Below are 23,897 nucleotides of genomic sequence, written 5' to 3' on the forward strand. Positions count from 1 at the left end.
CGACCAAGTATGCGTTTAATTTGGATTTTATTGGGTCTTTTCAGGAGAGAGCACAGGAGTATAATTTCCAAAACTATTATTCGAATCATTTTATATGGAAAAATAATTTTGGCGCCGGCAGAGAACAAAGTGCTGCTATTCAATTCAGCTCAAAAAATATTTTTAATGTAAGTGTTCAATATAGCAATTTGGACCGTTATGTCTTTTTGGATTCAAATTCTTTGCCCGCCCAAATGAGCGACAAGCTTTCCTTTTTATCGGGTAATTTTGAGAAACTATTAAAGCTTGGTTCGTTTTACATCAATGCGCGAGTTGTTTATCAAAAGGTTATTTCTGATTCCGATATACTGGGGCTGCCCAAGTTATTTACACGAAATTCGATTTACTGGTCGCGTATGGTTTTTAAAAAGGCGATGGACCTACAGATTGGCTTTGATGTTATGTATTGTTCGAAGTATTATGGATTGGCCTATCAACCTGCGCTTGCATCTTTTTATTATCAAAAAACCAAACAGATTGGAGGGTATCCTGCACTTGATTTCTTTATCAATTTTAAAATACGTCAGGCACGCGTATTTTTTAAAGTGGATCATTTAAATTATGGTTTATCCGGAGGACAGTATGCATTTACCCCCAGTTACCTGTTGCCAGGAAGGACCTTTCGATTTGGTTTAAGCTGGTTGTTTTCAAACTAGACTTTATCGGTTGAAGATAAAATGTTAACAAAAGGCGCTTCCCAATTTTGCCTTCGCTGAATTTTAGATTAATTTTGCCCGCGTTCGATTTATCGGCCATTATCCCCCCTACTATGAAGCTAAGTGAGAAGCAAAAAGCGTTGTTGGTATTACAAGATGGCACTGTTTATAGTGGCGTAGCAATTGGAAAAATTGGTACTGCCTTTGGAGAAATTTGTTTCAATACCGGGATGACCGGATATCAAGAAATTTTTACTGATCCTTCCTATTATGGCCAACTGATGTTGATGGCCAATGTACATGTTGGAAATTATGGCACGCACGCTTCAGAAATTGAATCGAGTAAGATTCAAATTTCGGGCTTGATTTGCAAAAGCTTCAGTGAAATGTATTCGCGCAAAGCAGGAGAAGGAAGTTTGCAAGATTTCTTAAGCAATCAAAATTGTGTTGGGATTTCGGAACTTGATACGCGTGCTTTGGTGCAACATATTAGAGATAAAGGTGCGATGAATGCTATCATTTCTTCGGAAGAATTGGATATCGAAAAATTGAAACTGAGATTAAAAACCGTTCCGAGTATGGAAGGTTTAGAACTGGCCTCTAAAGTATCTACCCAAAAACCATATAACCTTGGTAATGCAGATGCTGATTTGCGAGTTGCAGTATTGGATTTCGGGGTTAAAAGAAACATTTTACAGTGTATGGTTGAGCGTGGATGTTATGTAAAGGTGTTTCCTTACAATACTACTTTCGAACAAATAAGTTCGGAATCATTTACTGGTTATTTTTTATCGAATGGTCCAGGTGATCCTTCTGCCATGGGATATACTCATGAAACCATAAAATCAATTCTAAATTCAGATAAACCTGTTTTTGGAATTTGCTTGGGTCATCAATTACTTGCTGAAGTGCTGGGAGTAAGAACATACAAAATGCACAATGGTCATCGCGGAATAAATCATCCGGTAAAAAATTTAGTTAGCGGAAAGTGTGAAGTAACCTCACAAAATCATGGATTTGCGGTGAATGCAGAGGATGTAAAAAAGCATAAGGATTTAGAAATAACCCATATCAATCTCAATGACGATACTTTAGAAGGCATGCGTATGAAGACTAAAAAAGTTTTTAGCGTGCAGTATCACCCCGAAGCATCACCCGGTCCGCACGATTCGCGTTATTTATTTGATGAATTTATTGAAAACATGCGCGTTTCGATAAGCGAGAAAAAGCCGATGGTTGTTTGAGTCTTGAATAAGTAAGATTTTAATTAGCATTATGTTTGCATGTTGCTTATTTTTCTTAGCATTTCATTAAGCTTGCTTCTCTTCGTTAAATATATTCAGTGCTTTAACAGGTAAGAAAATGAGGATTTAGATTTGTTGCCCGCCTAATCCGTTCCTATTTTTGAAATATTAAATTTAATCCATAAAAAAATGAAAAGAAAAATTTTATTCTCGATGCTCCTTGCATTTCTTTCCTTTAGTGCAGCCAGAGCCCAATGCTATGCCGGATTTGTATATTACAATGCGCCGGGATCAACTACTGTTAACTTTTACGATTCGAGTATGGTGACCCTAGGTTCCATTACCGGATATTCGTGGGACTTTGGGGATAATTCGAATGGGACAGGTGCAAACCCGGTTCATTCTTACAATTCAGTTGGAACCTATGGAGTGATGTTGACCATAACTACAAGTACGGGTTGCAACAGTACCTATTATGATACCGTTTGGGTAGGTGTACCGCAATGTAATATGTATGCTTACATTTCACATGCTCAATTGGTGCAAACCTTAACTGCGAATGTGGTTGGTGGGACACCTCCTTATACCTATAATTGGACAATTACCGGTGGAACAGGCCAATCTACTCAGGCATTTAGTCCAGGTGTGTATTGCGTAACCATAACAGATATGATGGGATGTGTAACTCAATCTTGCTATTCTGTAACTTCTAATTCAACTTGTCAGGCTTCATTTTTAACTCAAACAACACCAGGAAGTTCTACTGTTAGTTTTACTGATAGCAGCAGTACCTCAATTGGCACTATTTCATCTTATACCTGGAGTTTTGGGGATGGCGGGAATGCATATATTGCAAATCCAACACACACATACAATTCAATAGGAACTTATTTGGTTACTTTAACTATTAACACCAGCAATGGATGTAGTAGTACTGATTGGGATACAGTATATGTGGGAACTCAAGCTTGCAACCTGACTGCAAATTTAAGTTATGATACGCAAAATGGTTTTTTAAATGCGCAGGTGAATAATAGCACTGGTCCATACACCTATATTTGGTCGCCTTCCGTTGGATTAAGCAATCCAACAATTTCTAATCCGGCTGTTTCTGTTACTTTTCCAACAACTTATTGTGTTACCATTACAGATACGAATGGATGTACATATCAGGGATGTATTGTTGCTAGCCCTGCATATACAGATACTATTTGTGGAAATGTGTTTAATGATGTAAACGGAAATGGAATTCAAGATTCAACTGAATTACCGGGCTATGGCTATTTAACTATTTATGGAAATAATAGTCAGTATTATGCTTATGTGGATAGCAGCACCGGGCATTACACGGCAGCAGTGCCTTCAGGAACCTACTCTATTTGGTTTTGTACAATGGGTACATTAAGTTCCTTTAGTATCCCAGCTGATGATTCAAGTGGTTGTGCTTTTTATAATAATGTAGTTATAAGTGGTGGCGGAATGCATTGCGGTTATAATTTTGGTATACAGTACAATCAAGGTTTTATAGAGGGAGATATTTTTGTAGATGCTAATAATAATGGATTGTTTGATTCGAATGAATCAGCCATTCCTTATCAAAGTGTGCATGCAGGAAATTATTGGGGATATACCAATCAGTATGGGCATTATCAACTCACAGTATTGCCGGGAACCTATACTGTTTCGTTTTCGCCAAGTGGAATTTATGCAGGATATGCACTTTCAACACCTTCTTCTTATAGCTGCACTGTTACGAATAGCTCAACATCTTCCAATAATAATTTTGGTATTTATGTCATTCCCGGTTCTACTAATTTATCGGTTAGCATTATTCCGCATACTACCGTAACACCAGGCTTTCCTTCTTGGTATGACATTTATGTAAATAATGTGGGAGCAAATGCTACTACAGCAACCCTCACGATGCAGTATGATGCTGCGTTAAATTTTACGAATGCAACTCCTACACAAACGTCAGTTAATACAAGCACCAAAACAATTTCTTGGAATATTCCATTAATGGCGCCGGGAACAAGCCGTAGCTTTTATGTGCGTTTTACTGCAAATATTGGAATTACACTCGGTGCTTCAACACTTGAGTTTGTAGATGTTGTTGCGAATAATGGAATTGATGTAAACCTTTCAAACAATTTTGATTCGGTGCATCAAACCATAACGGGTTCTTGGGATCCTAATAATAAATTGGTTGTCTCCAGCAATTACAACGACCCAACGTATCAGGTAATTTCAAGTGTAAATCCGAATCAAACTATCGACTATACCATTAATTTTCAAAATACTGGGAATGCGCCTGCTGTGAATGTTTCGGTATTGGATGATTTATCGGCCGATTTGGATGCTTCCAGTTTTGTATTGTTGGGAGCTAGTCATACAGCGAATGTTAGCCGCAATGGAAATCATTTGAGTTTTGTTTTTCCTAATATAATGCTTGAAGATTCTACGCACAATGAGCCTGCGAGTCATGGATTTATTAATTTTAGAGTGAATGCTAACGCCGGATTAAGCGCCGGTCATACTATATTGGATAAGGCAGATATTTATTTTGATTTTAATGCTCCGGTTGCCACTAACGATGCTAATTTGCTCTTGATAAATCCTCTGGGAATTCCAGCAGTGAATGCAGCAGATGCAGGATTTATTTCACCTAACCCTATCCGTGATTTCTTTACAGTTAACTTAACGCTAAGCTCAATGGCAGATGTAAACTGTACGGTTAGAAGCATTGATGGAAGAGTGGTAAAACAACTTGTATTCAACAACCAAACCAGTGGTGCAAAATCATTGCGGGTGGATGCTTCTGATTTATCGGAAGGGGTTTATATGATTGAGTTTACTGACGGAAAAAAGATACGAATTATTAAAGCAGTGAAAACGAAATAACCCGATTTGTGATTCACTCAAAACCCGACTTGCGCAGGCAGGTCGGGTTTTTTGTTTTTATTTTGGGATAGACCATTGCCATTCAATAATAAATGACTTAATTCGTTTTAACAATATATAAGTGCTTGTGGCAAAGGCTTTTTAGTATACTCAGCTGTTTTGTGTCACCGTTTAGTTTATTAATTCGCTTTTTGAAATTTAAACTTTTCAATTTTAATCTTAAGTAAAATGGTTAATACATCGATTGATGTTTTTATAAAAAGGAGTTTTTTGTTTTTGTTTTTGCTTATCTCTTGGGCATCTTATGCGCAACAATCACCTGCAATTGTTTGGGAGTATAAAGAAAAGGAAGGAAGCGGTGAGTTTATTAAAGCCGATAGCCAGGGAAATATAATTGTGGTTGGCTCTACAGATTATATATCTAGCCTGGGAGACTATTCCCGGATAAGAATTATCAAGCAAGATAAAAATGGGAATATCATCTGGCAACAAATTTATGTGGATTCAGTTACTTCCTACCCTGATAAAGCATTTGATATTGCCTTGGATACCTTTGATAATATTTATATTGCCGGACGGACTAATTTTGACAGCAGTGTACCACCCCCGGATTTTAGCCAATCCCTTGTTCTTAAGTATGATACTCATGGGAATTTATTGTGGGTAAGGAAATGGGGAAATAATCTTCAAATGGGTGGCGGAATTAATAGAATGAAGCTTTTTGAAAATAAGTATGTATGTGTTGTGGGTTATATGGATTCGTGGATAACTGGTTATAAGAATAGTTTTATCCTTCAATACGACAGCAGCGGTGTGCTTAATTGGGCGGATACAACATATGCAAATTATAATAATTTTTTTGTTGATGTTGAACAAGATAAATTGGGTAATTCATATATAACTGGTGTTACAGCGTGTTGCTTACCTGGCTTTGATACTAAAGTTTTGAAGTATAATTTAAGTGGAAATATAGTCTGGTCAAAAATTCTCACTGATTCTATTCATCTCTATATTTATCCTAAAGATGCTGTAATTGATGATTCTGCCAATATTTATGTTGGCGGTGAAATTAAAAAAACTTCCGGGCCTAATGATTACGATTTTTATTTGATAAAAATTGATAGTAGCGGTAACCAAAAGTGGTTCGAGTCATATGCAAATACTAATACGGCAGATTGGGAAAACTTAAATGGTTTAATACTAGATTATGACAATGACTGTTACTTATTTGGCTATATTTCAATTGGTGGCGGAGGTCAGGGAGTTCCTGTAATAAATAAATTTAAAAAGGATGGAAGTTTTGATTGGAGTTGGAAATATGATTCTACAAATGGTGGTGGTGGAGGAATTTTTTATGATGCACTATTAGTTCAAGATAGCTCTCTTATTTTTGGGGGAAGCTGCAAGTCAATTAATTTATCTCAAGCTGGAGCCTTTGCGGTATCTTTTAATATCAGTGGGATTAAAAAGTGGATTTATGAAAGTTCTAACAAATGTAATTTTAAATCCATAGAGAAGTTTGATACTTCACTTTATGCAACAGGTTGGGATTATGCTTCACCTCCAACTTTTAATTTCGATTCATTATATATCTGTAAATTAAAATTCGATACCTTAAACTCAATTGAAAAAATAGAGGTTGAATCTTATAGTATTATCTATCCCAATCCATTTGCTAATGAATTAAATCTTGAAGTGTCTATTAAAAAAGATATATCTCATGTTAGTATATTAAACGTGTTTGGAGAAAAGATTCTTGAAAAGAGCAGTGAACCCTTTCGCAAGATAGAGACGAACCTTTTACGAAATGGTGTCTATATCGTTGAAATAATATTTTCTGATAACACTAAACAATTAGTCAAAGCCTTTAAAAATTAATTTATTTAATTCCTCTATTCTGAATACTAAACTATTCCCGCTGGCGTAATACTTACATTCTTGTGCATTTAAAATAATTTTCAACTTAATAAATGCACCATTCTCCAATTCATCAAGGATACTGCGCATATAAAATGTTGCTCCAATTGTAACAAAAGTTATTGGTAGAAATGGATGCGGTGATGTCTTGAATGCCATACCAATCGGCAAAAGCGGGAGAACTTGCGTTCCCATCGCCATTGGTGTCGCCACCGTGTGCGTCATCCAGGTAACTGGTAAAATAAACTCCGGGTAACCCATAGCCTTGAATGGAATTCATACCTTCTTTATAAGTGATTTTATTTCCGGGAGCAGGGCTGTCTTTTACTTTGATGATAACGCCCGCCGCTAGAATGAGTTTAGTGCCGGGATGGGTGATGTAAAGTGAACCGGTGAGCACAAAGGGAACTTCGTCTTCGAGCCAGCTTACATCGCTTAATGCTTCGTTGGCTTCATTGGTGATAAAGATTCCATTGAAATCGTTTTTTTGTGCGGCGTTGTTGGGGTTATGAAATACATTGCTGTTGTCGATGCTCAGAAAGGGATTGATAAAAACGGGTTTAATGCATCCGTAAAAAATAGAATTCGTTAATTTAAAATTGGTATCGTGGCAACTGCGCGCATCTACCACTCCATAGCCATTGAAAACCGCTTCACCCCCACAAAAGGCAAAAGTGCAACGGTCGATTATGCCATAAAAACTCTGAAACTCCAAAGTAGGTTGACCGGCACCCGGGCTAGGACCTTCGCCACCATACAAAAAGGTGCAATACTTATAAACGCAGCTGCTGGTATTCATCACAATTCCGCCCCAGTCGCCTCTTGCAGGTGTGCTAGTTGTGCCATCGCCATTCGTATCGCCTCCGTTGGCATCGTCTTTAAAAGAGGTAAAAACAATGGGTTTGTCGGCAGTTCCAACAGCGTTTATTTGTCCGGTAGCGCTAACTGTAATGGCATTGTCGAACACATTATTTTTGAATTTTATTATTGTCCCTGCTTGAATGGTAAGGGTGCTAGAAACATCAATGGAACTGGCATTTATAACATAAATGTGGCAAGGATCCCAAGTGGTTGGGCTGCTAATGTTTGTTGTTACCTCTACCACAGTTGGTGTGCAAGCAGGTGTTGTATCTTCAGGTGTTTCGGTTGTGCTCTCGTCTTTTTTACAACCATTAATTAAGACGGTAAAAAGCAGAATTAGAAGTGTGGCAAATTTTTTCATTTTTGGTTTTTTAGATTAACCAAAAGTACTTGAATATGTTTACCGCCCTGTAAATACTGATGAGAATCATGTTGCTATGGTTTTGGCTATTAAAGGGATGGGTCAGCAAAGCCTTTGTAAAATCAGTATAATCCAAGCACAATCCGCGCAAATGTAAGCGTTGAACTTTTGTAAGTTTGATTATCTGCATTTATACCTAGATTTAAAAATTATTGAAACCAATACTTTTTTATGTTGATTTATTGAGAATTTAAAAACCCTTTTCCTTCAACTTGGTGTACCTTATTTATTTAGTTTATGTATTCATGGTGGCTTATTAGATTCAATCAAATTCCTTAGCACCATTATGTTTTTTTACTTTTTGCATGATCAAAAAGGTAACAAAAAATCTAGGCTTATGATAAATTGGCTAAAATTTGAATTAATTTTTACAGCGCAACCCAAGCGCTCGAAATGATTTTTGGAACAATCAAAATCACTGACTCGCTCGAGGATTGCTTACACAGGGCCCGCGCAAAAAAATGAATACAAATTTCTTAACGCCAATTTCTCATAGGCCGGTCCTTTTCGTTCTTGATTCAAACTGAATGAAAATTTGGTAAAACTAAAATGATGATCTGGATTAAATCAAATGCCACGTATAGGTATAAAAGCTGATAAGCATAAAAATGTAAGTTAATTTTTACTCATTTTTTGTTTAATTTCAAAGGTATTCGTGATTCGGCTTTGCCTTAATTGCGAAGCAACCCAAGCGCTCGATAATACATAGTATTAACAATCAAACTTGAGGTCTCGCTCGAGGATTGCTTGCACAGGCCCACGCTTAAAAATGAATTCAAATTTCTTAACGTCAATTTCTCATAGGCCAGTCTTTTCATAGTTCAGAGATGATTTTTGATAGGCAGCGTTTCATAATAAATTCATATAATTAGGTTAAAATTTCATAATTAGGTAAAATTGCGGGTAAGCATATTCGGAAAACTTAAAAAATTAAAAAGCAATTATTTTAAGGGCTTTAATAGCCGTGCTATTCAAATATTTATCTATTTTTGAGACGCTAATTTTTATTCTAAAAATTCGATTTATGAGTTTTATATCGCATATACAAGCACGTCAAATACTTGATTCGAGAGGCAATCCGACTATAGAGGTGGATGTTATTACCGATTCTGGAGCCTTAGGTAGAGCAGCTGTCCCATCAGGCGCTTCAACAGGAACGCATGAAGCGGTGGAGTTGAGAGACGGTGATAAAAAGGCTTATCTTGGAAAAGGTGTGCTAACTGCAGTAAATAATGTGAATACCAAAATTCGCGAGGCATTAATCGGAGAATCGGTATTTGAACAGAACTTGGTTGATCAGGCAATGATTGACTTGGATGGCACTGAAAACAAAGGAAACTTAGGGGCTAACGCAATTTTAGGTGTATCATTAGCTCTGGCAAAAGCTGCTGCTATAGAAAGCAACCAACCCTTGTTTCGCTACGTAGGTGGCGTAAATGCCAATACTTTGCCCATACCCATGATGAACATTATTAATGGGGGTTCTCATGCTGATAATAGCATAGATTTTCAGGAATTTATGATTATGCCGGTAGGAGCGGAGAATTTCACGAATGCTATCCGAATGGGTACTGAAGTTTTTCATCACCTTAAAAATGTATTGAAAGCAAAGGGATACAGCACAAATGTTGGGGATGAGGGAGGTTTTGCACCCAATTTGAAATCGAATGAAGAAGCGATTCAAGTGGTGATGCAAGCGATTGAAAAGGCAGGATATAAACCCGGTGAAGATATTTTTATTGCGATGGATGCGGCATCTAGCGAGTTTTATTTGGCGGATGAAAAGGTATATCACTTTAAAAAATCAAGTGGTGATAAACTTTCTTCTTCGCAAATGGTTTCCTTTTGGGAAGATTGGACAAAAAAATATCCATTGATTTCAATTGAAGATGGCTTAGCAGAAGACGATTGGGATGGATGGAAAAAGCAAACCGAAGTATTGGGTGATAAAGTACAATTGGTAGGTGACGATTTATTTGTAACCAACGTAAATCGCTTGAAGCAAGGAATTGACAATGGTATTGCAAACTCCATCCTTGTAAAAGTAAACCAAATTGGTTCCTTAACGGAGACGATTAACGCGGTAAGTATGGCGAATAATGCATCTTACACTGCAGTTATGAGTCACCGCAGTGGAGAAACGGAGGATTCAACTATTGCAGATTTAGCGGTGGCATTGAATACCGGTCAAATTAAGACTGGTTCAGCCTCACGTTCCGACAGGATTGCGAAATACAATCAGTTGTTGCGTATTGAAGAAATGTTGGGAAGCAGTGCCCGCTATTTGGGCAAGAGTTTTAAATACGCACGATAATTTTAAAAGAATACAGTAAGTAAAAGTCAGTAAGCAATTCAAATAAAAATAACTAAAAATAATAGGAGGAGTCAGCGATGGCAGCAATGAAAGACACATTAAAGGAAAAGTTTGCAGCGAAATATCCGGCAGTAGCCGCCGAAGTAAAGACTTTGGTGAAGGAGCATGGAAGTTTTGTATTAGGAAACTACACGGTAGAGCAAGTGTATCAGGGAATGAAAGGCATGTTGGGGATGATAACTGAAACCTCAAAGCTGGATTCGGAAATTGGTATTAAGTTTAGAGGATATTCCATTCCTGAGTTGCATGAAAAGTTGCCAAAAGCTCCAGGAGGTACAGAGCCGCTTCCGGAAGGAATTTTTTACTTGATGTTATTGGGTGAATTGCCAACCGTGCAAGATGTAGTGGAGTTGGGTAATAACTGGGCGCGCAGAAGTAATGTTCCGAAACATGTGTTCGATATTATTGATAGCATGCCTGCGAATGCGCATCCAATGACGCAATTTAGTGCAGCGATAATTGCCTTGCAAACCGAATCCTTGTTTTATTCGGCTTACCGAAAAGGTATAAACAAAAAAGATTATTGGGATTACATGTATGAGGATTCGATGAATTTGATTTCACGTTTGCCTCGTATTGCCGCATACATATACCGCAGAACCTATCATAATGGGGTGCACATTGAGCCGGATCATAATTTAGATTGGGCTGCAAATTTTGCGCACATGTTAGGCTTTGAACAGTTTGATATGAAGCGTTTGATGCGCTTGTATTTAACCATACATGTGGATCATGAAGGAGGTAACGTATCGGCGCATGCTACCCACTTAGTTGGATCGGCATTGAGTGATGCATATTATTCATTTGCTTCGGGAATGAACGGATTGGCGGGGCCTTTGCATGGTTTGGCAAATCAGGAAGTGGTAATTTGGTTGCAAAAATTACGTGCTGATATTGGCGGAACCTTCCCAACTAAACAGCAAATTGCAGATTATATAAAGCAAACATTAGCCGAAGGAAAAGTTGTTCCGGGTTATGGACATGCCGTATTGCGCAAGACAGATCCACGTTTTACTGCTCAGCAAGAGTTTTACCGCACCTACATAAAAAGTGATGAATTGTGCGAAATTGTACAAATGGTGTATGAGGTAGCACCTCCGATATTGGAATCGACCGGAAAGATAAAAAATCCTTGGCCTAATGTGGATGCGCATTCGGGAGCATTGTTGTTGCACTATGGATTAAAGGAGTATGAGTTTTATACTGTAATATTTGGTGTATCCAGAGCATTAGGTGTGCTGGCTTCCTTAATTTGGGACAGGGCATTAGGACATCCGCTGGAGCGACCAAGTTCCGACACTACCGAAGGAATTAAGAAAAAAGTAGGTTTATAATTTAAAAGCCTCTCATATTTTGAGAGGTTTTTTTCTTTCTGCATTGTCCTCTGCAGGCATTGTTAATCCTTCATTTTAATTTATTTTAATTTATTTTCATCTTACCATGACTACACCCTCTAATCAAACTTTGCTTGCCCTTGCGGAACAATTTGGCTCGCCGCTTTATGTATATCAAACCGAAAAAATAACTGCGCAGTATCAAAAGCTCACATCCGCATTTAGCGGGCACAAGACGCGCTTTTTTTATGCCTGTAAAGCACTTACCAATATTAATATTTTAAAACATTTATTACATCTAGGTGCCTCTTTGGATTGTGTAAGTATTCATGAAGTGAAACTTGGATTGCTTGCCGGTTTTACACCGGAAAATATTTTATTTACGCCCAATTGTGTTGATTTTACAGAGCTGGTGGAAGCAAAGGACTTGGGTGTGAATATTAATATCGATAATATTTCATTGCTCGAGCAGTTTGGAAATCAGTTTGGAGGGTCTTATCCTGTTTGCATTCGCATTAACCCACACATTGAAGCGGGTGGCAATTATAAAATTTCGACCGGGCATATTGATAGCAAATTTGGAATTTCGATACATCAGCTGCGCCATATTGAACGTGTGGTGAAAACTACAAAGCTGAATGTTCAAGGTTTGCACATGCATACCGGAAGCGAGATAAAGGATATTGAAATTTTTCTTAGAGGATTTGAAGTATTGCTGGATATCGCTCGGCATTTTGACAATTTAAAATTTATTGATTTAGGAAGCGGGTTTAAGGTGCCTTATAAAAAAGAGGATAAGGAAACGGATGTGGTAACACTGGGCCAAAAGTTGAATGAAGTGGTAAAGCAGTTTGAAGAAGAAACAAAAACACCTATAGAAATTTGGTTTGAACCGGGTAAATTTTTGGTGAGTGAATGTGGCTATTTTTTAGTTCGTGCGAATGTCATTAAGCAAACCACCGCTACTGTTTTTATTGGGGTGAATTCAGGCTTTAATCATTTGATACGCCCCATGTTTTATGATGCATACCATACGATTAGTAATTTATCGAACCCCGAAGGCGCAGAGCGCATCTACACGGTGGTGGGCAATATTTGTGAGACCGATACATTTGCCTGGGATAGAGTGTTAAATGAAGTGAGAGAAGGCGACATACTTTGTTTTCAGAATGCCGGCGCTTATGGTTTTGAGATGAGTAGTAATTTTAACTCGCGTTTAAAACCTGCAGAAGTAATGCTGGTAAATGGCCAAGCAAAGCTTATCCGTGAGCGGGATTCATTTGAGGATTTGTTGCGGAAGCAGGTTGTAGTTTAAGGTCAAGAATCGAAATAGAATTTTAAATTTTAGAAAAATTTTGTGGCGTCATACTTTGACGCAATACCACTTTATCTTTGCATCATCAAATAGGATGATATTATTAACAAGCTCCTAAAAATGATTGTAAAATCCTGAAAGATTTTGCTTCTTTGTAAGAGCTAATTAAACACGTAAAAAACACAAACAATGAGCAAAGAAACCAAAGAGTTGAAGGAGCCTAAAAACGCAGCGCAGGAGATCAACAAAGAAAAAATGAAAGCGCTTCAACTTACCATGGATAAGTTGGAAAAAACTTACGGCAAGGGTGCCATTATGAAAATGGGCGATTCAGCCATCGAAGCTATTGAGGTAATAAAAACCGGTTCTATCGGATTGGATATTGCTCTTGGTATTGGCGGATTTCCAAAAGGGAGGGTGATGGAAATATATGGCCCGGAATCTTCCGGAAAAACAACTATTGCCTTGCATGCTATCGCAGAGTGTCAGAAAGCAGGAGGTATTGCGGCGTTTATTGATGCGGAGCATGCCTTTGATCGTTTTTATGCACAAAAGCTTGGTGTGGATACGGAGAACTTATTAATCTCACAACCGGATAACGGAGAGCAAGCATTGGAAATTACCGAAAATTTAATTCGTTCGGGAGCCATTGATATTATTGTGATTGACTCGGTTGCGGCTTTGACTCCCAAAAGCGAGATTGAAGGGGAGATGGGCGATTCGAAAATGGGATTACAGGCTCGTTTAATGAGTCAGGCGTTGCGTAAACTCACCGGAACCATTAATAAAACGGGATGTTGCTGCGTCTTTATCAATCAATTGCGTGAAAAAATCGGAGTAATGTTCGGCAACCCGGAAACTACTACCGGTGGAAATGCATTGAAGTTTTATGCTTCCATTCGTTTGGATATCCGCAGAATCGGGCAATTGAAGGATGCTGATACCGTGAACGGAAATCGTGTTCGGGTGAAAGTGATTAAAAACAAATTAGCGCCTCCTTTCCGCTTAGCTGAATTCGACATCATGTATGGTGAAGGGATTTCGAAAGTGGGTGAAATTGTGGATTTGGGTGTGGAACACAACATTATTAAAAAGAGCGGTTCTTGGTTTAGCTATGGCGATACAAAATTAGGTCAAGGTCGCGATGGTGTGAAACAGTTAATGCAAGACAATCCTGAATTGGCGGATGAATTGGAAGATAAAATTAAACAAGCTCTTGTAAAAGAATAAACTTACGAGTAAACCAAAATAAGAGAATGCAGGCAGCTTTAGCTATCTTGCATTCTCTTTGTTTTTTAGTTGAACTATTATGAAATTTAAAATGATGAAATGCGCTTGGCTTGGAATGCTTATAATTTTACTTGGCGCGTGTAAGCCGGCATCCGACAGCAAGCAAGTTGCAGTTACCAATTCAGCACCGAATAAGCTGGATACCTTAAACCAATTAATTGCAGCCGCACCGGATAATGCCATAAATTATAATACCCGTGCGAATTATTATTTTGAGCAAAAGGATTTAAGTTTGGCTTCCAAGGATATTTTGAAGGCAATAACCTTGGATTCGAGCAATTCGGATTTTTATGTTACCCTTTCGGATATTTTTTTTGCAAGTGGAAAATCAGCACAATCGAAGCGTTCGCTCGAGAAAAGCCTTTTGTTGAAACCCGATAATAAGGAGGCTTTGATGCGCATGGCTGAATTGTATTTGTATGTGAAAGACAATCGAAAATCCATTGAGTATTTAGATAAGGTTTTAAAATTGGATATCAATACGCCCAAAGCCTATTTCATAAAGGGAATGGATTTTAAAGAACTGGGAGATACTACTAAGGCCATTTCGAGTTTTCAAACCACCATTGAACAGGATCCTCAGTATTACAATGCCTATATTCAATTGGGACTTTTGTTTGAAGCGAGGCATAATCCATTAGCTTTGGATTATTATAAAAATGCATTGAAGCTCGATCCTAAAAGCATTGAAGCAAGGTACAACATGGGTATGTTTTATCAGGAAAATAATCAGTTGAACCGAGCCATTGAAACCTATACAGAACTTCTAAAAATGGATCCACAAAATAAATATGCAAATTACAACTTGGGATATATTCACTACGAATATTTAAAAATTTTTAGAGTAGCTGCAAAGCATTTTTCTGACGCTATTAATTGTGATAGCACTTATGTAGAAGCTGTATATATGCGTGGATTGAGTTTTGAGGCTATGGGAGATATTCAAGCAGCTGCAAAGGATTATAATCGTGCATTGTTGCTAGCGCCCGGCTATGAATTGCCGATGTTGGGATTGAAGCGCTTGAGTAAATAAATAAAAGGCACAAGTTGCAAACAGAAAGCGTTGATGGTAAAATGACAACACAAGGAAAATAGATCTAATTAAAGTTGATACAAAATGAAAGTAGTTGTATTTGGAGGAACAGGAGACGTTGGACAAATTGTTGTTCAAAAACTACTTAACAGTGGGCAAAGTGTTTGTATATTGACACGACAAAAAAAAGATGATCAAATTAACTTGATATATCAAGTTGGAAATGTGCTTGACAAAGACACTGTAGATAAACTTATTGACCAAGATGACAAAGTAGTTCTTTCATTAGGTTTCAACAATAGCAGTTTAGACACTATGTCGAAAGGAACAGCAAATGTGATTTCAGCAATGAAAAAGAAAGGTACTAAGCGAATTATTTGTATGAGTGCACAAGGATCAGGTGATAGTTGGGAATATATGCCTAACGAATTCAAAGAAATGGTTTTGAGTAATGACATTTTGAATGCTTCATTTAAAGACCATACCATTCAAGAAGAATTTGTAAAACAATCAGACCTCGATTGGACAATAGTAAGACCGACAGAAATTATTAATGAAAAGGAAAGTGGAACTTTTACAATCAACCGACCAACCGAAAGTTCAAGGTTTCAAATTAGTAATTCTGATGTGGCACAATTTATAGTTACTGAATTAATAGAAAACAATTACATAAAAAAAGTGGTAATGATTACCGATTGATGAAACAACTTACCGCTAACATCAGTTTTGTAATAGGACTACTGATGTGATTCTGTGAAACTTTTGTACAGGGTTTAAAATTAGGAATTCGATTGAAATTTGGTGCTTAAAAATCTGCCACATCGCCCAACCGCGCATCGCTTGCGATGATAATAAAACGACAATCGAATAAACACTTAAACTATCTCGAGTAATTTAAACGATGGCGAAAAATAGTAACGAAAAGAAATCAAATGGTCAAAGCGCAACACCTTTTGCACAGACCTATTTTCACGGAACAAGGTTTGACTTTAAACTTGGTGAGTTTATTGAAGTGGGTTTCAATTCGAATTATGGACAGCGAAAAAATGCAAAGTATATTTTTCTGTCCGCGACATTAGACGCAGCTATTTGGGGTGCTGAACTTGCTTTTGGTACAGCACGCGAAAGAATATATTTAGTTGAACCAACAGGACCAATCGAAGATGACCCTGACTTAACAGATAAAAAATTTCCAGGAAACCCAACAAAATCGTATCGTTCAACCCAAGCATTTAAAATAGTTGGAGAAGTTACTAATTGGCAAGGACACCCACCTGAACAAGTTAAGGCAATGAAGGATGCATTAGAAAAACTTAAAGAACAAGGAATAAATTCGCTGAACGATTAAATAAATAGTTTATAATAAAGGAGTTTGTTTTGCTGTATCGAATTGACATTACGAATCAAGAAACCGGATATCCTTTTTTAATTTTTGATTTTCGTTTCTAATCGAGCTAGTCAAGTTGCAAACTTGCGCCAGCTATAAGGAGTAAAATCCTAGTTCATATCGGTAAACATTTTATCCATCTCGTCCATTGAAATTATTTTATAATCGGGAGAGAGTTCAAAATGGCCGTCTTCGATTTCTTTTTTGATGACATTTTTGGCAGTCAAAATCATTTCGATGCCGTATTTTTTGATGCGGAATTCCATCAACACACCTTTAATCGCATTAAAAGGTGAGCTCCAATTGGGGTTTTCAATATTAATGTCTTTGGTATAATACACATCGAAATCGGGAATGGTATCGGATTCAAAATTAACCCTTGCTTTAAAGCATTTGTAGCCGGCAATTTTTTTGGTTTCGTTACTAAAGGTGATAAAGCTTTTTGGTTCTTTTGCTAGCAATTTTTGAACACCAACCGTATCTAATATAACAGCAAACTTTTTACCCATTACGGAAAGTGTTTGCATCACTTGCTTTTTATTTAAATTAGCAATAAGTGAAGTGCTCACAATGCCCATACTGATTTCTAAATCAACACTGGCTTCGTTGTTTTTGAAGTTGTATTTGATAATCGCCGGCAACATACTGGTCATAAAATCGTCTTTATGTCCGGGAGGATAAGATACTTGGTATTCGATTGTACCTTCCGAAATTTTGCCTGTTGTAAATGAATTACAGCCTAGGAGCATCACCAGCAGGGCAAGAATTGTTAAAATAGAAATGTATAGTATTCTGAACTTCATTGGGAATAAAAATTAGCCTACATTATTTCAACCACACTTCTCATTCTAAATCAATTCAATACTAAGAAGAAAATCAAAAGGTTAATTTGTAGGTGCTACGAAAGTTTTAAACAGACCTTTTAACAATCGAAAAAAGTAGACTAAATGAGTTTTTTGACACAGTGATTGTTGCCGTTTTTGTTGCTGATGGTGAATCCCATCACTTTTAGGAAGCGCAAATGGTTTTTATTGTTCATCTTTTCGTAAACAATTTGTTTCACTCCTTTTGAAATCAAAAATTCGCGTTCCATTTCAAAAATAAAGCGCCCAATTTTATAATCACGGTATTTATCGAGGGTGTAATTAATTTCCACAATGGCTTCGCCTTGTTCGTTTAGTTTCGCTACAAAAATATTGGCAATCACTAAATCGCGAATCACTACAAATGAAATATTACTTGGATGCGGATTAAACTTAAAATCAGGAAAGAATTTATCAATGTCTTTTCGATAGAACTCTACAAACTTGGTAAGTAAAACACCTTCCTGTTCAAATGGAAGCATTTCGAAGGATTCTTTGCTAAAAAAAAGCTTCACCAATTGAAAACAATTAATGGCCAGTAAGATGGAGTTGGCAATTATCACCGGAAAGGCAGAAATTAATATCCCGTAAAGGATAAAAAATACATTTCCTCCCAAATTGAGCCATCTAAATTTAAGGGCATTATTCACCATAAGGGAATAAGCAAGAAATGCAGAAGCCAGATAACCAAGTGCAACAACCATTGTGAAAATTTAAAACTTAATAGCCAAGAATTTTCAACATACTTTTAAAACTTTGTTCTTTGGCAAATAGCCGAGTTACAATTTCACCATTCTCATCTAAATCCACAATAACATGTTTGGGTGCAGGAATAAGGCAATGTTGAATTCCGCCATATCCACCAATCGATTCCTGATACGCGCCGGTGTGAAAGAATCCCAGGTATTGCGGGTTTTTCTTTTCGAGTTTAGGAAGAAATATTTGATTTACATTGGATTCGGCATTGTAATAATCGTCGCCATCACAAGTTAAACCACCTAAATTAACCCGTTCGTAATCTTTGTCCCAATTATTGATGGCAAGCAAAATAAAGCGCTGTTTAATTCCCCAGGTATCAGGTAATGTGGTGATAAAAGAACTATCAATCATGTTCCATACTTCGCTGTCGTTTTGCTGTTTTTGCTCAACCGTAGAATAGAGTACGGCGCCACTTTCGCCAACCGTAAAACTTCCAAACTCCGTAAATATATTGGGTTCGGTAACTTCTTTTTCCTCACATATTTTTTTAATGTGCTGCACAATTTGCTCCGCCATGTATTCGTAATCGTAATCGAAACTGAGCGATGTTTTAATCGGAAATCCGCCTCCAATATCGAGTGAATCGAGTTCCGGGCAAACCTTTTTTAATTCGCAGTAAACATTTATGCATTTAGTTAATTCGGTCCAATAATAGGAAGTATCCCGAATGCCTTTATTTACAAAGAAATGGAGCATTTTAAGCTCAAACTTTGGATTGGTTTTTATTTTTTGAAGGTAAAAATCGAGTATGTCTTTGTAGCGAATTCCTAAACGAGAGGTATAAAATTCGTAATTGGGTTCTTCTTCGGCTGCAATTCTAATTCCGAGTTTGCATTTTCCTTTTACTGCTTTTTCGTAGGCCAGAATTTCATTTTTATTATCCAAAACGGGAATCACATTTGTAAAGCCATCGTTAATTAATTCGGCAATGTATTGTGTGTAGGATGGGCGTTTATAGCCATTACAAATAATAAATGTATCTTTGTTTATCTTTTGATTTTGGTATAAGTTCTTTATAATAGGGATGTCAAATGCGGACGAAGTTTCGAGGTGGATGTTGTTTTTTAACGCTTCTTCGAGCACAAATGAAAAGTGAGAACTTTTGGTACAATAGCAATAGCTGTAAGTCCCTTTGTAATCGGCTTTGGCAATGGCAACATTAAAAAGTCGTTTTGCTTTTTGAATTTGCGAACTTATTTTAGGGAGATAGGAAATTTTCAAAGGAGTTCCGTATTTCTTAATGATTTCCATGAGTGGAATATCATTAAAATAAAGTTCATCGTCCACCACTTTAAAGGGTTCTTGTGGAAAATCAAAAGTTTGATGAATCAGATCACTGTATTTGCTTTGCATTGCCTTGATGAATTTTGTTAGAAATCGGAATGTAAAAGTGCAATTATTATGAATACAATTTGCATTTTTTTTAGAGCTATAAAAACAAATTTATTTTATGAAGAAGTTAAAGTTTATTGAAGTTAAATCAGAAATCGGTGCAGGAACCCGCGGTGCCAGTTTGGGTGTGGATGCCATAAAAATTGCAGCACTGGATTATGGAAGTTCTCTATTCAAACAAATCGATTCTGTGGAGATACCACACCAAAATCACTTGTTGTTTGAAACCCAAGGTAGTCCTTATGCTAAGCGTATTAAAGGAATTATTTCTTTGTATGAGAAGTTAGCGGCAGAAGTGTCTACTACTTTAAAAAGGAATGGCTTTCCATTGGTTTTGGCCGGCGATCACAGTACTGCGGGCGGTACCATTGCCGGAATTAAAATGGCCTATCCCAAGCAACGTTTAGGTGTAATTTGGATTGATGCGCATGCTGATATCCACTCGCCTTATACAACTCCTACCGGTAATATGCATGGTATGCCTTTGGCTGCTAGTTTAGCTGAAGATAATGTATCCAACAAAATGAATAAGCCTGATAAGGATACCATTGAATTGTGGAACAAGTTGAAAAAACTGGGAAATATATCCCCCAAAATAAATTATAAAGACCTTGTGTATATTGGCGTGCGCGACATTGAACCGGAGGAATCTTTTTTGCTTAAAAAGCATAAAGTAAAAGCTTTTACCACAGCAGAGGTGAAGCGAAACGGTGTTGAAAAAATTGCACGTGAAGCTTTATCGCATTTGAGTCAGTGTAATTTGATTTACATTTCGTTTGATGTGGATAGCATGGATTCTTCTATTTCGAAAGGGACAGGAACACCTGTAAGAAATGGAATTACAGAGAAGGAAGCAGGAAGTTTGTGTGTGCGCTTAATTCAAAATGAAAAAGTGTGTTGTTTTGAAATCTGCGAAGTAAATCCAACGCTTGATAAGGAAAACCTGATGGCTGAAAACACCTTTGAGATTTTGCAGAAGGTGGTTTCGCAAATAACTAATTAATAATTGATACGTCTTGCAGTAATGCGAAACGATGCGATTCCATCCTTCTGGATTAAATGGTATTGCGCGCTTTTCGAATAAAAAATGCTTCGCTTTGCTGGCAATGACGTTTGACTTATATGAAAATTGAAACTCTTTTAGCAGAAAAAACTGCTACCGCATTACAAAGCTTATTTGGAGTTGAATTTCCAAGTGCTCAAATTACATTTCAAAAAACCAAAACCGAATTTGCTGGGGACCTAACCTTGGTGGTATTTCCATTTGTGCGCGCATCGAAGTTATCGCCTGAGCAAACAGCGCAAAAATTAGGAGAATGGTTGAGAGCAGAGGTGCAAGAAGTAGCAGCCTTTAATGTGGTGAAAGGATTTTTAAATCTGGAAATAGCCAATTCCTACTGGTTAGGTTTTTTTTCGGAAATAAAGAAGAATCCGAACTACGGCATTCAGCCGATCACTGAAAATGCACCCGTTCAAATGGTTGAATATTGTGGTCCTAATACCAATAAACCTTTGCATTTGGGTCATGTGCGCAATTGTTTGTTGGGTTATTCGGTATGTGAGATTTTAAAAGCGAATGGAAACAAGGTTGTTAAAGTAAATATTGTAAACGACCGTGGAATACACATCTGCAAAAGCATGCTTGCCTGGAAAAAATATGGCAACGGCGAAACACCAGAAACTAGTGGTATTAAGGGCGATCATTTGGTTGGCAAATATTATGTGGAATTTGACAGACATTACAAAAAACAAATTGCTGATTCCATAGCGCAAGGTACAAACAAGGAAGAAGCAGAAAAAAATGCTCCTTTAATGTTGGAAGTAAAACAAATGTTGCGAGATTGGGAAGATGGTAATGCGGAGGTAATTCATTTGTGGAAAATGATGAACAGTTGGGTGTATGCAGGATTTGATATTACGTATAAAAAAATTGGAGTTGATTTTGATAAAATTTATTACGAATCAAATACCTATTTATTGGGTAAGGATATAATTGAGGAAGGTTTAGAAAAGGAAGTGTTGCATCGCAGGGCCGATAAATCGGTTTATATTGATTTAACGGAGGATGGCTTAGATGAAAAAACACTTTTGCGCAGTGATGGAACTTCGGTGTATATGACGCAGGATATTGGCACAGCAGTGCTTCGCGCCAAGGATTATAATTTCAACAACCTCACGTATGTAGTGGCCAATGAACAGGATTATCATTTTAAAGTCTTGTTTTTAATTTTAAAAAAATTGGGTTATGTGTGGGCAGATGGCTTGTTTCACCTGAGTTATGGAATGGTGGAATTGCCTGAAGGGAAGATGAAATCGCGCGAAGGAACGGTTGTGGATGCGGATGATTTGATGGATGAAATGATTGCAACTGCTGAGCAAACTACAAAGGAGCTTGGAAAGACCGAAGGATTTACAACTGAGGAAGCAGATAAATTATACACTACGATTGGAATGGGCGCATTAAAGTATTTCATGCTGAAAGTGGATCCGAAGAAAAAAATGCTGTTCAATCCTGCCGAGTCAATCGATTTTAATGGACATACAGGTCCTTTTATTCAATATACTTATGCGAGAATTAAATCTGTTCTTCGCAAAGCGCTAGCCAATGAAATCCTTGATGTTGGCGGTGTACCTGAGATGAATGAAAAGGAGAAGGAAATTATTAAATGGATATATGATTTTCCGGTTATCATAAATCAAGCGGCATTGAGTCACAGTCCGGCTATGATAGCAAACTATGTATATGAATTAGTAAAGTTATACAATACATTTTATCACGATTACTCCATATTAAAGGAGGAGAATCAAAGCATTAAGGTTTTTCGTTTGCAACTAAGTGAAAGTGTTTCCCACATTATAAAAAATTGTATGGCTATGCTTGGAATTGAGGTTCCTGAGCGGATGTAATGAAATTGTATAGCTCCTTTTATGATGGGGGCAACTATTGAAGCAAGTATTTTAATCTTCTGAAATATTTTTCATTTTCATCAGTAAATTGTAAGCTCCTTTAAACACGATTTGTTTGTCACGAAAGTTTTCAGCGTTTTTAAGCTCAATGAACGCTTTATCGAGGATTCCTGTTTCGGCTTCTAAGAGTTGAAATTGGTTGTTTCCCTTAGCAATAAACACATAATTTTTTCCTTCAAAATTTACAACGGCTTCTTCGGGGATGGCAAAGGTGTTTTTTTTATTCACATCAATTTCTGCATTCATAAACATTCCGGGTAATAATTTTTTATCAAACTTATCGAAATGGCAGTGCACTTCCACGCTTCTTTCAGCTGAAAGGTCTTTCCCAATCAAGATAATTTCGCAAGGGTATTTTGTATCGGGATTAGAATTACTGTAGGCTAATAGCGTTTGACCAATAAACAATTTATCGATATCCTTCTCAAAAACAGTTAAGGCAAGATGGATGTCTTCCGGATTTACCAATTCAAATAAAACATCGCTGGGGTTTACATATTTTCCAATATTTACATGCACTGCCGATACATATCCATCAATAGGAGATGGGATTGCAACACTACGCGATAAATTATTTTCGGTTAACAGCAGTGGATTTATTCCAATGAGTTGCAGTTTTTCACTGAGCGAACGGTATTCAATTTTTAAACTTTTGAATTCGGCTTCAGCTTGTTGAAATGCTTTATCACTGGCGGCTTTACTTAAATTTAGATCACGTTGGCGGTTAAATTCTGCCTCGGCGTATTTTAATTTAGCCTCTGTTGTAAGGTAATCTTGCTGCAATTGTATGTACTGTTGATCTTCCATCACCGCAATGGTTTCGCCTTTAAAAATATGCATCCCCGGCATCAGTTTAGTGGATTTTAAAAATCCCCCTAAGGGAATACTAACCGAAATTAAATTTTGAGGGGGAACATCAATTAAGCCGCTCACTTTAAAATTAGTTGACAGCGATCTGCTTTCCATTTTTCCGCTGACAATTGGGGTGTTTTTTAGTTCAGCGGCATTAAGTTGGATTTGATTTTTTGGTGATAAACTGGCAGCGATTTCATTTTCAGCTTTGGGTTCAGTTCCACATGCAGCCAAAAGCAAAGCGGATAAAAAGATGCTAAAAATGCTGATTAACCTGTATTTCTTCATACTG

At 37.2% G+C, this 23,897-nt stretch carries 18 protein-coding genes (1 of these 18 cut by a window edge); 13 read left to right on the plus strand and 5 right to left on the minus strand.

What is annotated here, in order from left to right:
* The 4 genes from IPP32_13440 to IPP32_13455 form a co-directional block, all read left to right on the plus strand.
* Nucleotides 1–695: the 3' portion of a hypothetical protein gene (locus IPP32_13440; protein ID MBL0049082.1), read on the plus strand. 1,183 nt of this gene lie to the left of the window's left edge; 695 of the gene's 1,878 nt are visible here — the last part of the coding sequence; its start codon lies beyond the left edge, outside the window; its stop codon occupies nucleotides 693–695.
* Between the two features lie 113 nt (nucleotides 696–808).
* Nucleotides 809–1,939: a glutamine-hydrolyzing carbamoyl-phosphate synthase small subunit gene (gene carA, locus IPP32_13445; GenBank protein MBL0049083.1), complete on the plus strand. Its 1,131-nt coding sequence runs from the start codon at nucleotides 809–811 to the stop codon at nucleotides 1,937–1,939.
* 189 nt (nucleotides 1,940–2,128) lie between these two features.
* Complete coding sequence (locus tag IPP32_13450; GenBank protein MBL0049084.1) at nucleotides 2,129–4,840, plus strand: PKD domain-containing protein; 2,712 nt, start codon at nucleotides 2,129–2,131, stop codon at nucleotides 4,838–4,840.
* 228 nt (nucleotides 4,841–5,068) lie between these two features.
* Complete coding sequence (locus tag IPP32_13455) at nucleotides 5,069–6,718, plus strand: T9SS type A sorting domain-containing protein (protein MBL0049085.1); 1,650 nt, start codon at nucleotides 5,069–5,071, stop codon at nucleotides 6,716–6,718.
* A 112-nt stretch (nucleotides 6,719–6,830) separates the two neighbouring features.
* On the opposite strand, the gene IPP32_13460 is transcribed toward IPP32_13455, so the two are convergent.
* Nucleotides 6,831–7,979, minus strand: coding sequence for a hypothetical protein (locus IPP32_13460; GenBank protein MBL0049086.1), 1,149 nt, complete (start codon nucleotides 7,977–7,979; stop codon nucleotides 6,831–6,833).
* A 1,084-nt stretch (nucleotides 7,980–9,063) separates the two neighbouring features.
* On the opposite strand from IPP32_13460, the gene eno reads away from it, so the two are divergent.
* From eno to arr, 7 genes are all read left to right on the plus strand, one after another.
* The gene (gene eno / locus IPP32_13465; GenBank protein ID MBL0049087.1) at nucleotides 9,064–10,353 is read left to right on the plus strand and encodes a phosphopyruvate hydratase; all 1,290 of its coding nucleotides are present in this window, start codon (nucleotides 9,064–9,066) and stop codon (nucleotides 10,351–10,353) included.
* Nucleotides 10,354–10,439: 86 nt separating this feature from the next.
* Complete coding sequence (locus IPP32_13470) at nucleotides 10,440–11,747, plus strand: citrate (Si)-synthase, eukaryotic (protein MBL0049088.1); 1,308 nt, start codon at nucleotides 10,440–10,442, stop codon at nucleotides 11,745–11,747.
* A 106-nt stretch (nucleotides 11,748–11,853) separates the two neighbouring features.
* Entirely contained in the window at nucleotides 11,854–13,062 is a 1,209-nt protein-coding gene (gene lysA, locus IPP32_13475) for a diaminopimelate decarboxylase (GenBank protein MBL0049089.1), read from the plus strand.
* A 189-nt stretch (nucleotides 13,063–13,251) separates the two neighbouring features.
* Nucleotides 13,252–14,292: a recombinase RecA gene (gene recA, locus IPP32_13480; GenBank protein ID MBL0049090.1), complete on the plus strand. Its 1,041-nt coding sequence runs from the start codon at nucleotides 13,252–13,254 to the stop codon at nucleotides 14,290–14,292.
* A 91-nt stretch (nucleotides 14,293–14,383) separates the two neighbouring features.
* Nucleotides 14,384–15,385 (plus strand): tetratricopeptide repeat protein, encoded by a 1,002-nt coding sequence (locus tag IPP32_13485; GenBank protein ID MBL0049091.1) that lies wholly within the window; start codon nucleotides 14,384–14,386, stop codon nucleotides 15,383–15,385.
* A gap of 84 nt (nucleotides 15,386–15,469) precedes the next feature.
* The gene (locus tag IPP32_13490; protein MBL0049092.1) at nucleotides 15,470–16,084 is read left to right on the plus strand and encodes an NAD(P)H-binding protein; all 615 of its coding nucleotides are present in this window, start codon (nucleotides 15,470–15,472) and stop codon (nucleotides 16,082–16,084) included.
* Nucleotides 16,085–16,286: 202 nt separating this feature from the next.
* On the plus strand, nucleotides 16,287–16,733 hold the full coding sequence (gene arr / locus IPP32_13495; GenBank protein ID MBL0049093.1) for an NAD(+)--rifampin ADP-ribosyltransferase: 447 nt from the start codon (nucleotides 16,287–16,289) through the stop codon (nucleotides 16,731–16,733).
* Between the two features lie 149 nt (nucleotides 16,734–16,882).
* Here the strand turns inward: arr and IPP32_13500 are convergent, their stop codons facing one another.
* From IPP32_13500 to IPP32_13510, 3 genes are all read right to left on the minus strand, one after another.
* A complete protein-coding gene (locus IPP32_13500) occupies nucleotides 16,883–17,575 on the minus strand; it encodes a hypothetical protein (GenBank protein ID MBL0049094.1) in 693 nt (230 codons plus the stop codon).
* Nucleotides 17,576–17,715: 140 nt separating this feature from the next.
* Nucleotides 17,716–18,339 carry a hypothetical protein gene (locus tag IPP32_13505; GenBank protein MBL0049095.1) on the minus strand — a complete coding sequence of 208 codons (624 nt, stop codon included), beginning with the start codon at nucleotides 18,337–18,339 and terminating at the stop codon, nucleotides 17,716–17,718.
* A 16-nt stretch (nucleotides 18,340–18,355) separates the two neighbouring features.
* The gene (locus IPP32_13510; GenBank protein MBL0049096.1) at nucleotides 18,356–19,747 is read right to left on the minus strand and encodes an arginine decarboxylase; all 1,392 of its coding nucleotides are present in this window, start codon (nucleotides 19,745–19,747) and stop codon (nucleotides 18,356–18,358) included.
* A 97-nt stretch (nucleotides 19,748–19,844) separates the two neighbouring features.
* Between IPP32_13510 and rocF the strand changes: the two genes are divergently transcribed.
* Both rocF and IPP32_13520 read left to right on the plus strand, forming a co-directional pair.
* A complete protein-coding gene (rocF, locus tag IPP32_13515; GenBank protein MBL0049097.1) occupies nucleotides 19,845–20,789 on the plus strand; it encodes an arginase in 945 nt (314 codons plus the stop codon).
* A gap of 119 nt (nucleotides 20,790–20,908) precedes the next feature.
* Entirely contained in the window at nucleotides 20,909–22,693 is a 1,785-nt protein-coding gene (locus IPP32_13520; protein ID MBL0049098.1) for an arginine--tRNA ligase, read from the plus strand.
* Between the two features lie 51 nt (nucleotides 22,694–22,744).
* Here IPP32_13520 and IPP32_13525 read toward each other — a convergent pair whose 3' ends face one another.
* Nucleotides 22,745–23,893, minus strand: a complete 1,149-nt coding sequence (locus IPP32_13525) for an efflux RND transporter periplasmic adaptor subunit (GenBank protein ID MBL0049099.1) — start codon at nucleotides 23,891–23,893, stop codon at nucleotides 22,745–22,747.
* Nucleotides 23,894–23,897 lie beyond the last annotated feature (4 nt).

Source organism: Bacteroidota bacterium, assembly GCA_016721765.1.
Classification (GTDB): Bacteria; Bacteroidota; Bacteroidia; order UBA4408; family UBA4408; genus UBA4408.

Coding starts and splice junctions, on each gene's coding strand:
- recA (MBL0049090.1), top strand. CDS start 13,252: ATGAGCAAAGAAACCAAAGAGTTGAAGGAGCCTAAAAACGCAGCGCAG.
- carA (MBL0049083.1), top strand. CDS start 809: ATGAAGCTAAGTGAGAAGCAAAAAGCGTTGTTGGTATTACAAGATGGC.
- IPP32_13470 (MBL0049088.1), top strand. CDS start 10,440: ATGAAAGACACATTAAAGGAAAAGTTTGCAGCGAAATATCCGGCAGTA.
- IPP32_13490 (MBL0049092.1), top strand. CDS start 15,470: ATGAAAGTAGTTGTATTTGGAGGAACAGGAGACGTTGGACAAATTGTT.
- eno (MBL0049087.1), top strand. CDS start 9,064: ATGAGTTTTATATCGCATATACAAGCACGTCAAATACTTGATTCGAGA.
- IPP32_13485 (MBL0049091.1), top strand. CDS start 14,384: ATGATGAAATGCGCTTGGCTTGGAATGCTTATAATTTTACTTGGCGCG.
- arr (MBL0049093.1), top strand. CDS start 16,287: ATGGCGAAAAATAGTAACGAAAAGAAATCAAATGGTCAAAGCGCAACA.
- lysA (MBL0049089.1), top strand. CDS start 11,854: ATGACTACACCCTCTAATCAAACTTTGCTTGCCCTTGCGGAACAATTT.
- IPP32_13455 (MBL0049085.1), top strand. CDS start 5,069: ATGGTTAATACATCGATTGATGTTTTTATAAAAAGGAGTTTTTTGTTT.
- IPP32_13520 (MBL0049098.1), top strand. CDS start 20,909: ATGAAAATTGAAACTCTTTTAGCAGAAAAAACTGCTACCGCATTACAA.
- IPP32_13460 (MBL0049086.1), bottom strand. CDS start 7,979: ATGAAAAAATTTGCCACACTTCTAATTCTGCTTTTTACCGTCTTAATT.
- IPP32_13525 (MBL0049099.1), bottom strand. CDS start 23,893: ATGAAGAAATACAGGTTAATCAGCATTTTTAGCATCTTTTTATCCGCT.
- rocF (MBL0049097.1), top strand. CDS start 19,845: ATGAAGAAGTTAAAGTTTATTGAAGTTAAATCAGAAATCGGTGCAGGA.
- IPP32_13500 (MBL0049094.1), bottom strand. CDS start 17,575: ATGAAGTTCAGAATACTATACATTTCTATTTTAACAATTCTTGCCCTG.
- IPP32_13510 (MBL0049096.1), bottom strand. CDS start 19,747: ATGCAAAGCAAATACAGTGATCTGATTCATCAAACTTTTGATTTTCCA.
- IPP32_13505 (MBL0049095.1), bottom strand. CDS start 18,339: ATGGTTGTTGCACTTGGTTATCTGGCTTCTGCATTTCTTGCTTATTCC.
- IPP32_13450 (MBL0049084.1), top strand. CDS start 2,129: ATGAAAAGAAAAATTTTATTCTCGATGCTCCTTGCATTTCTTTCCTTT.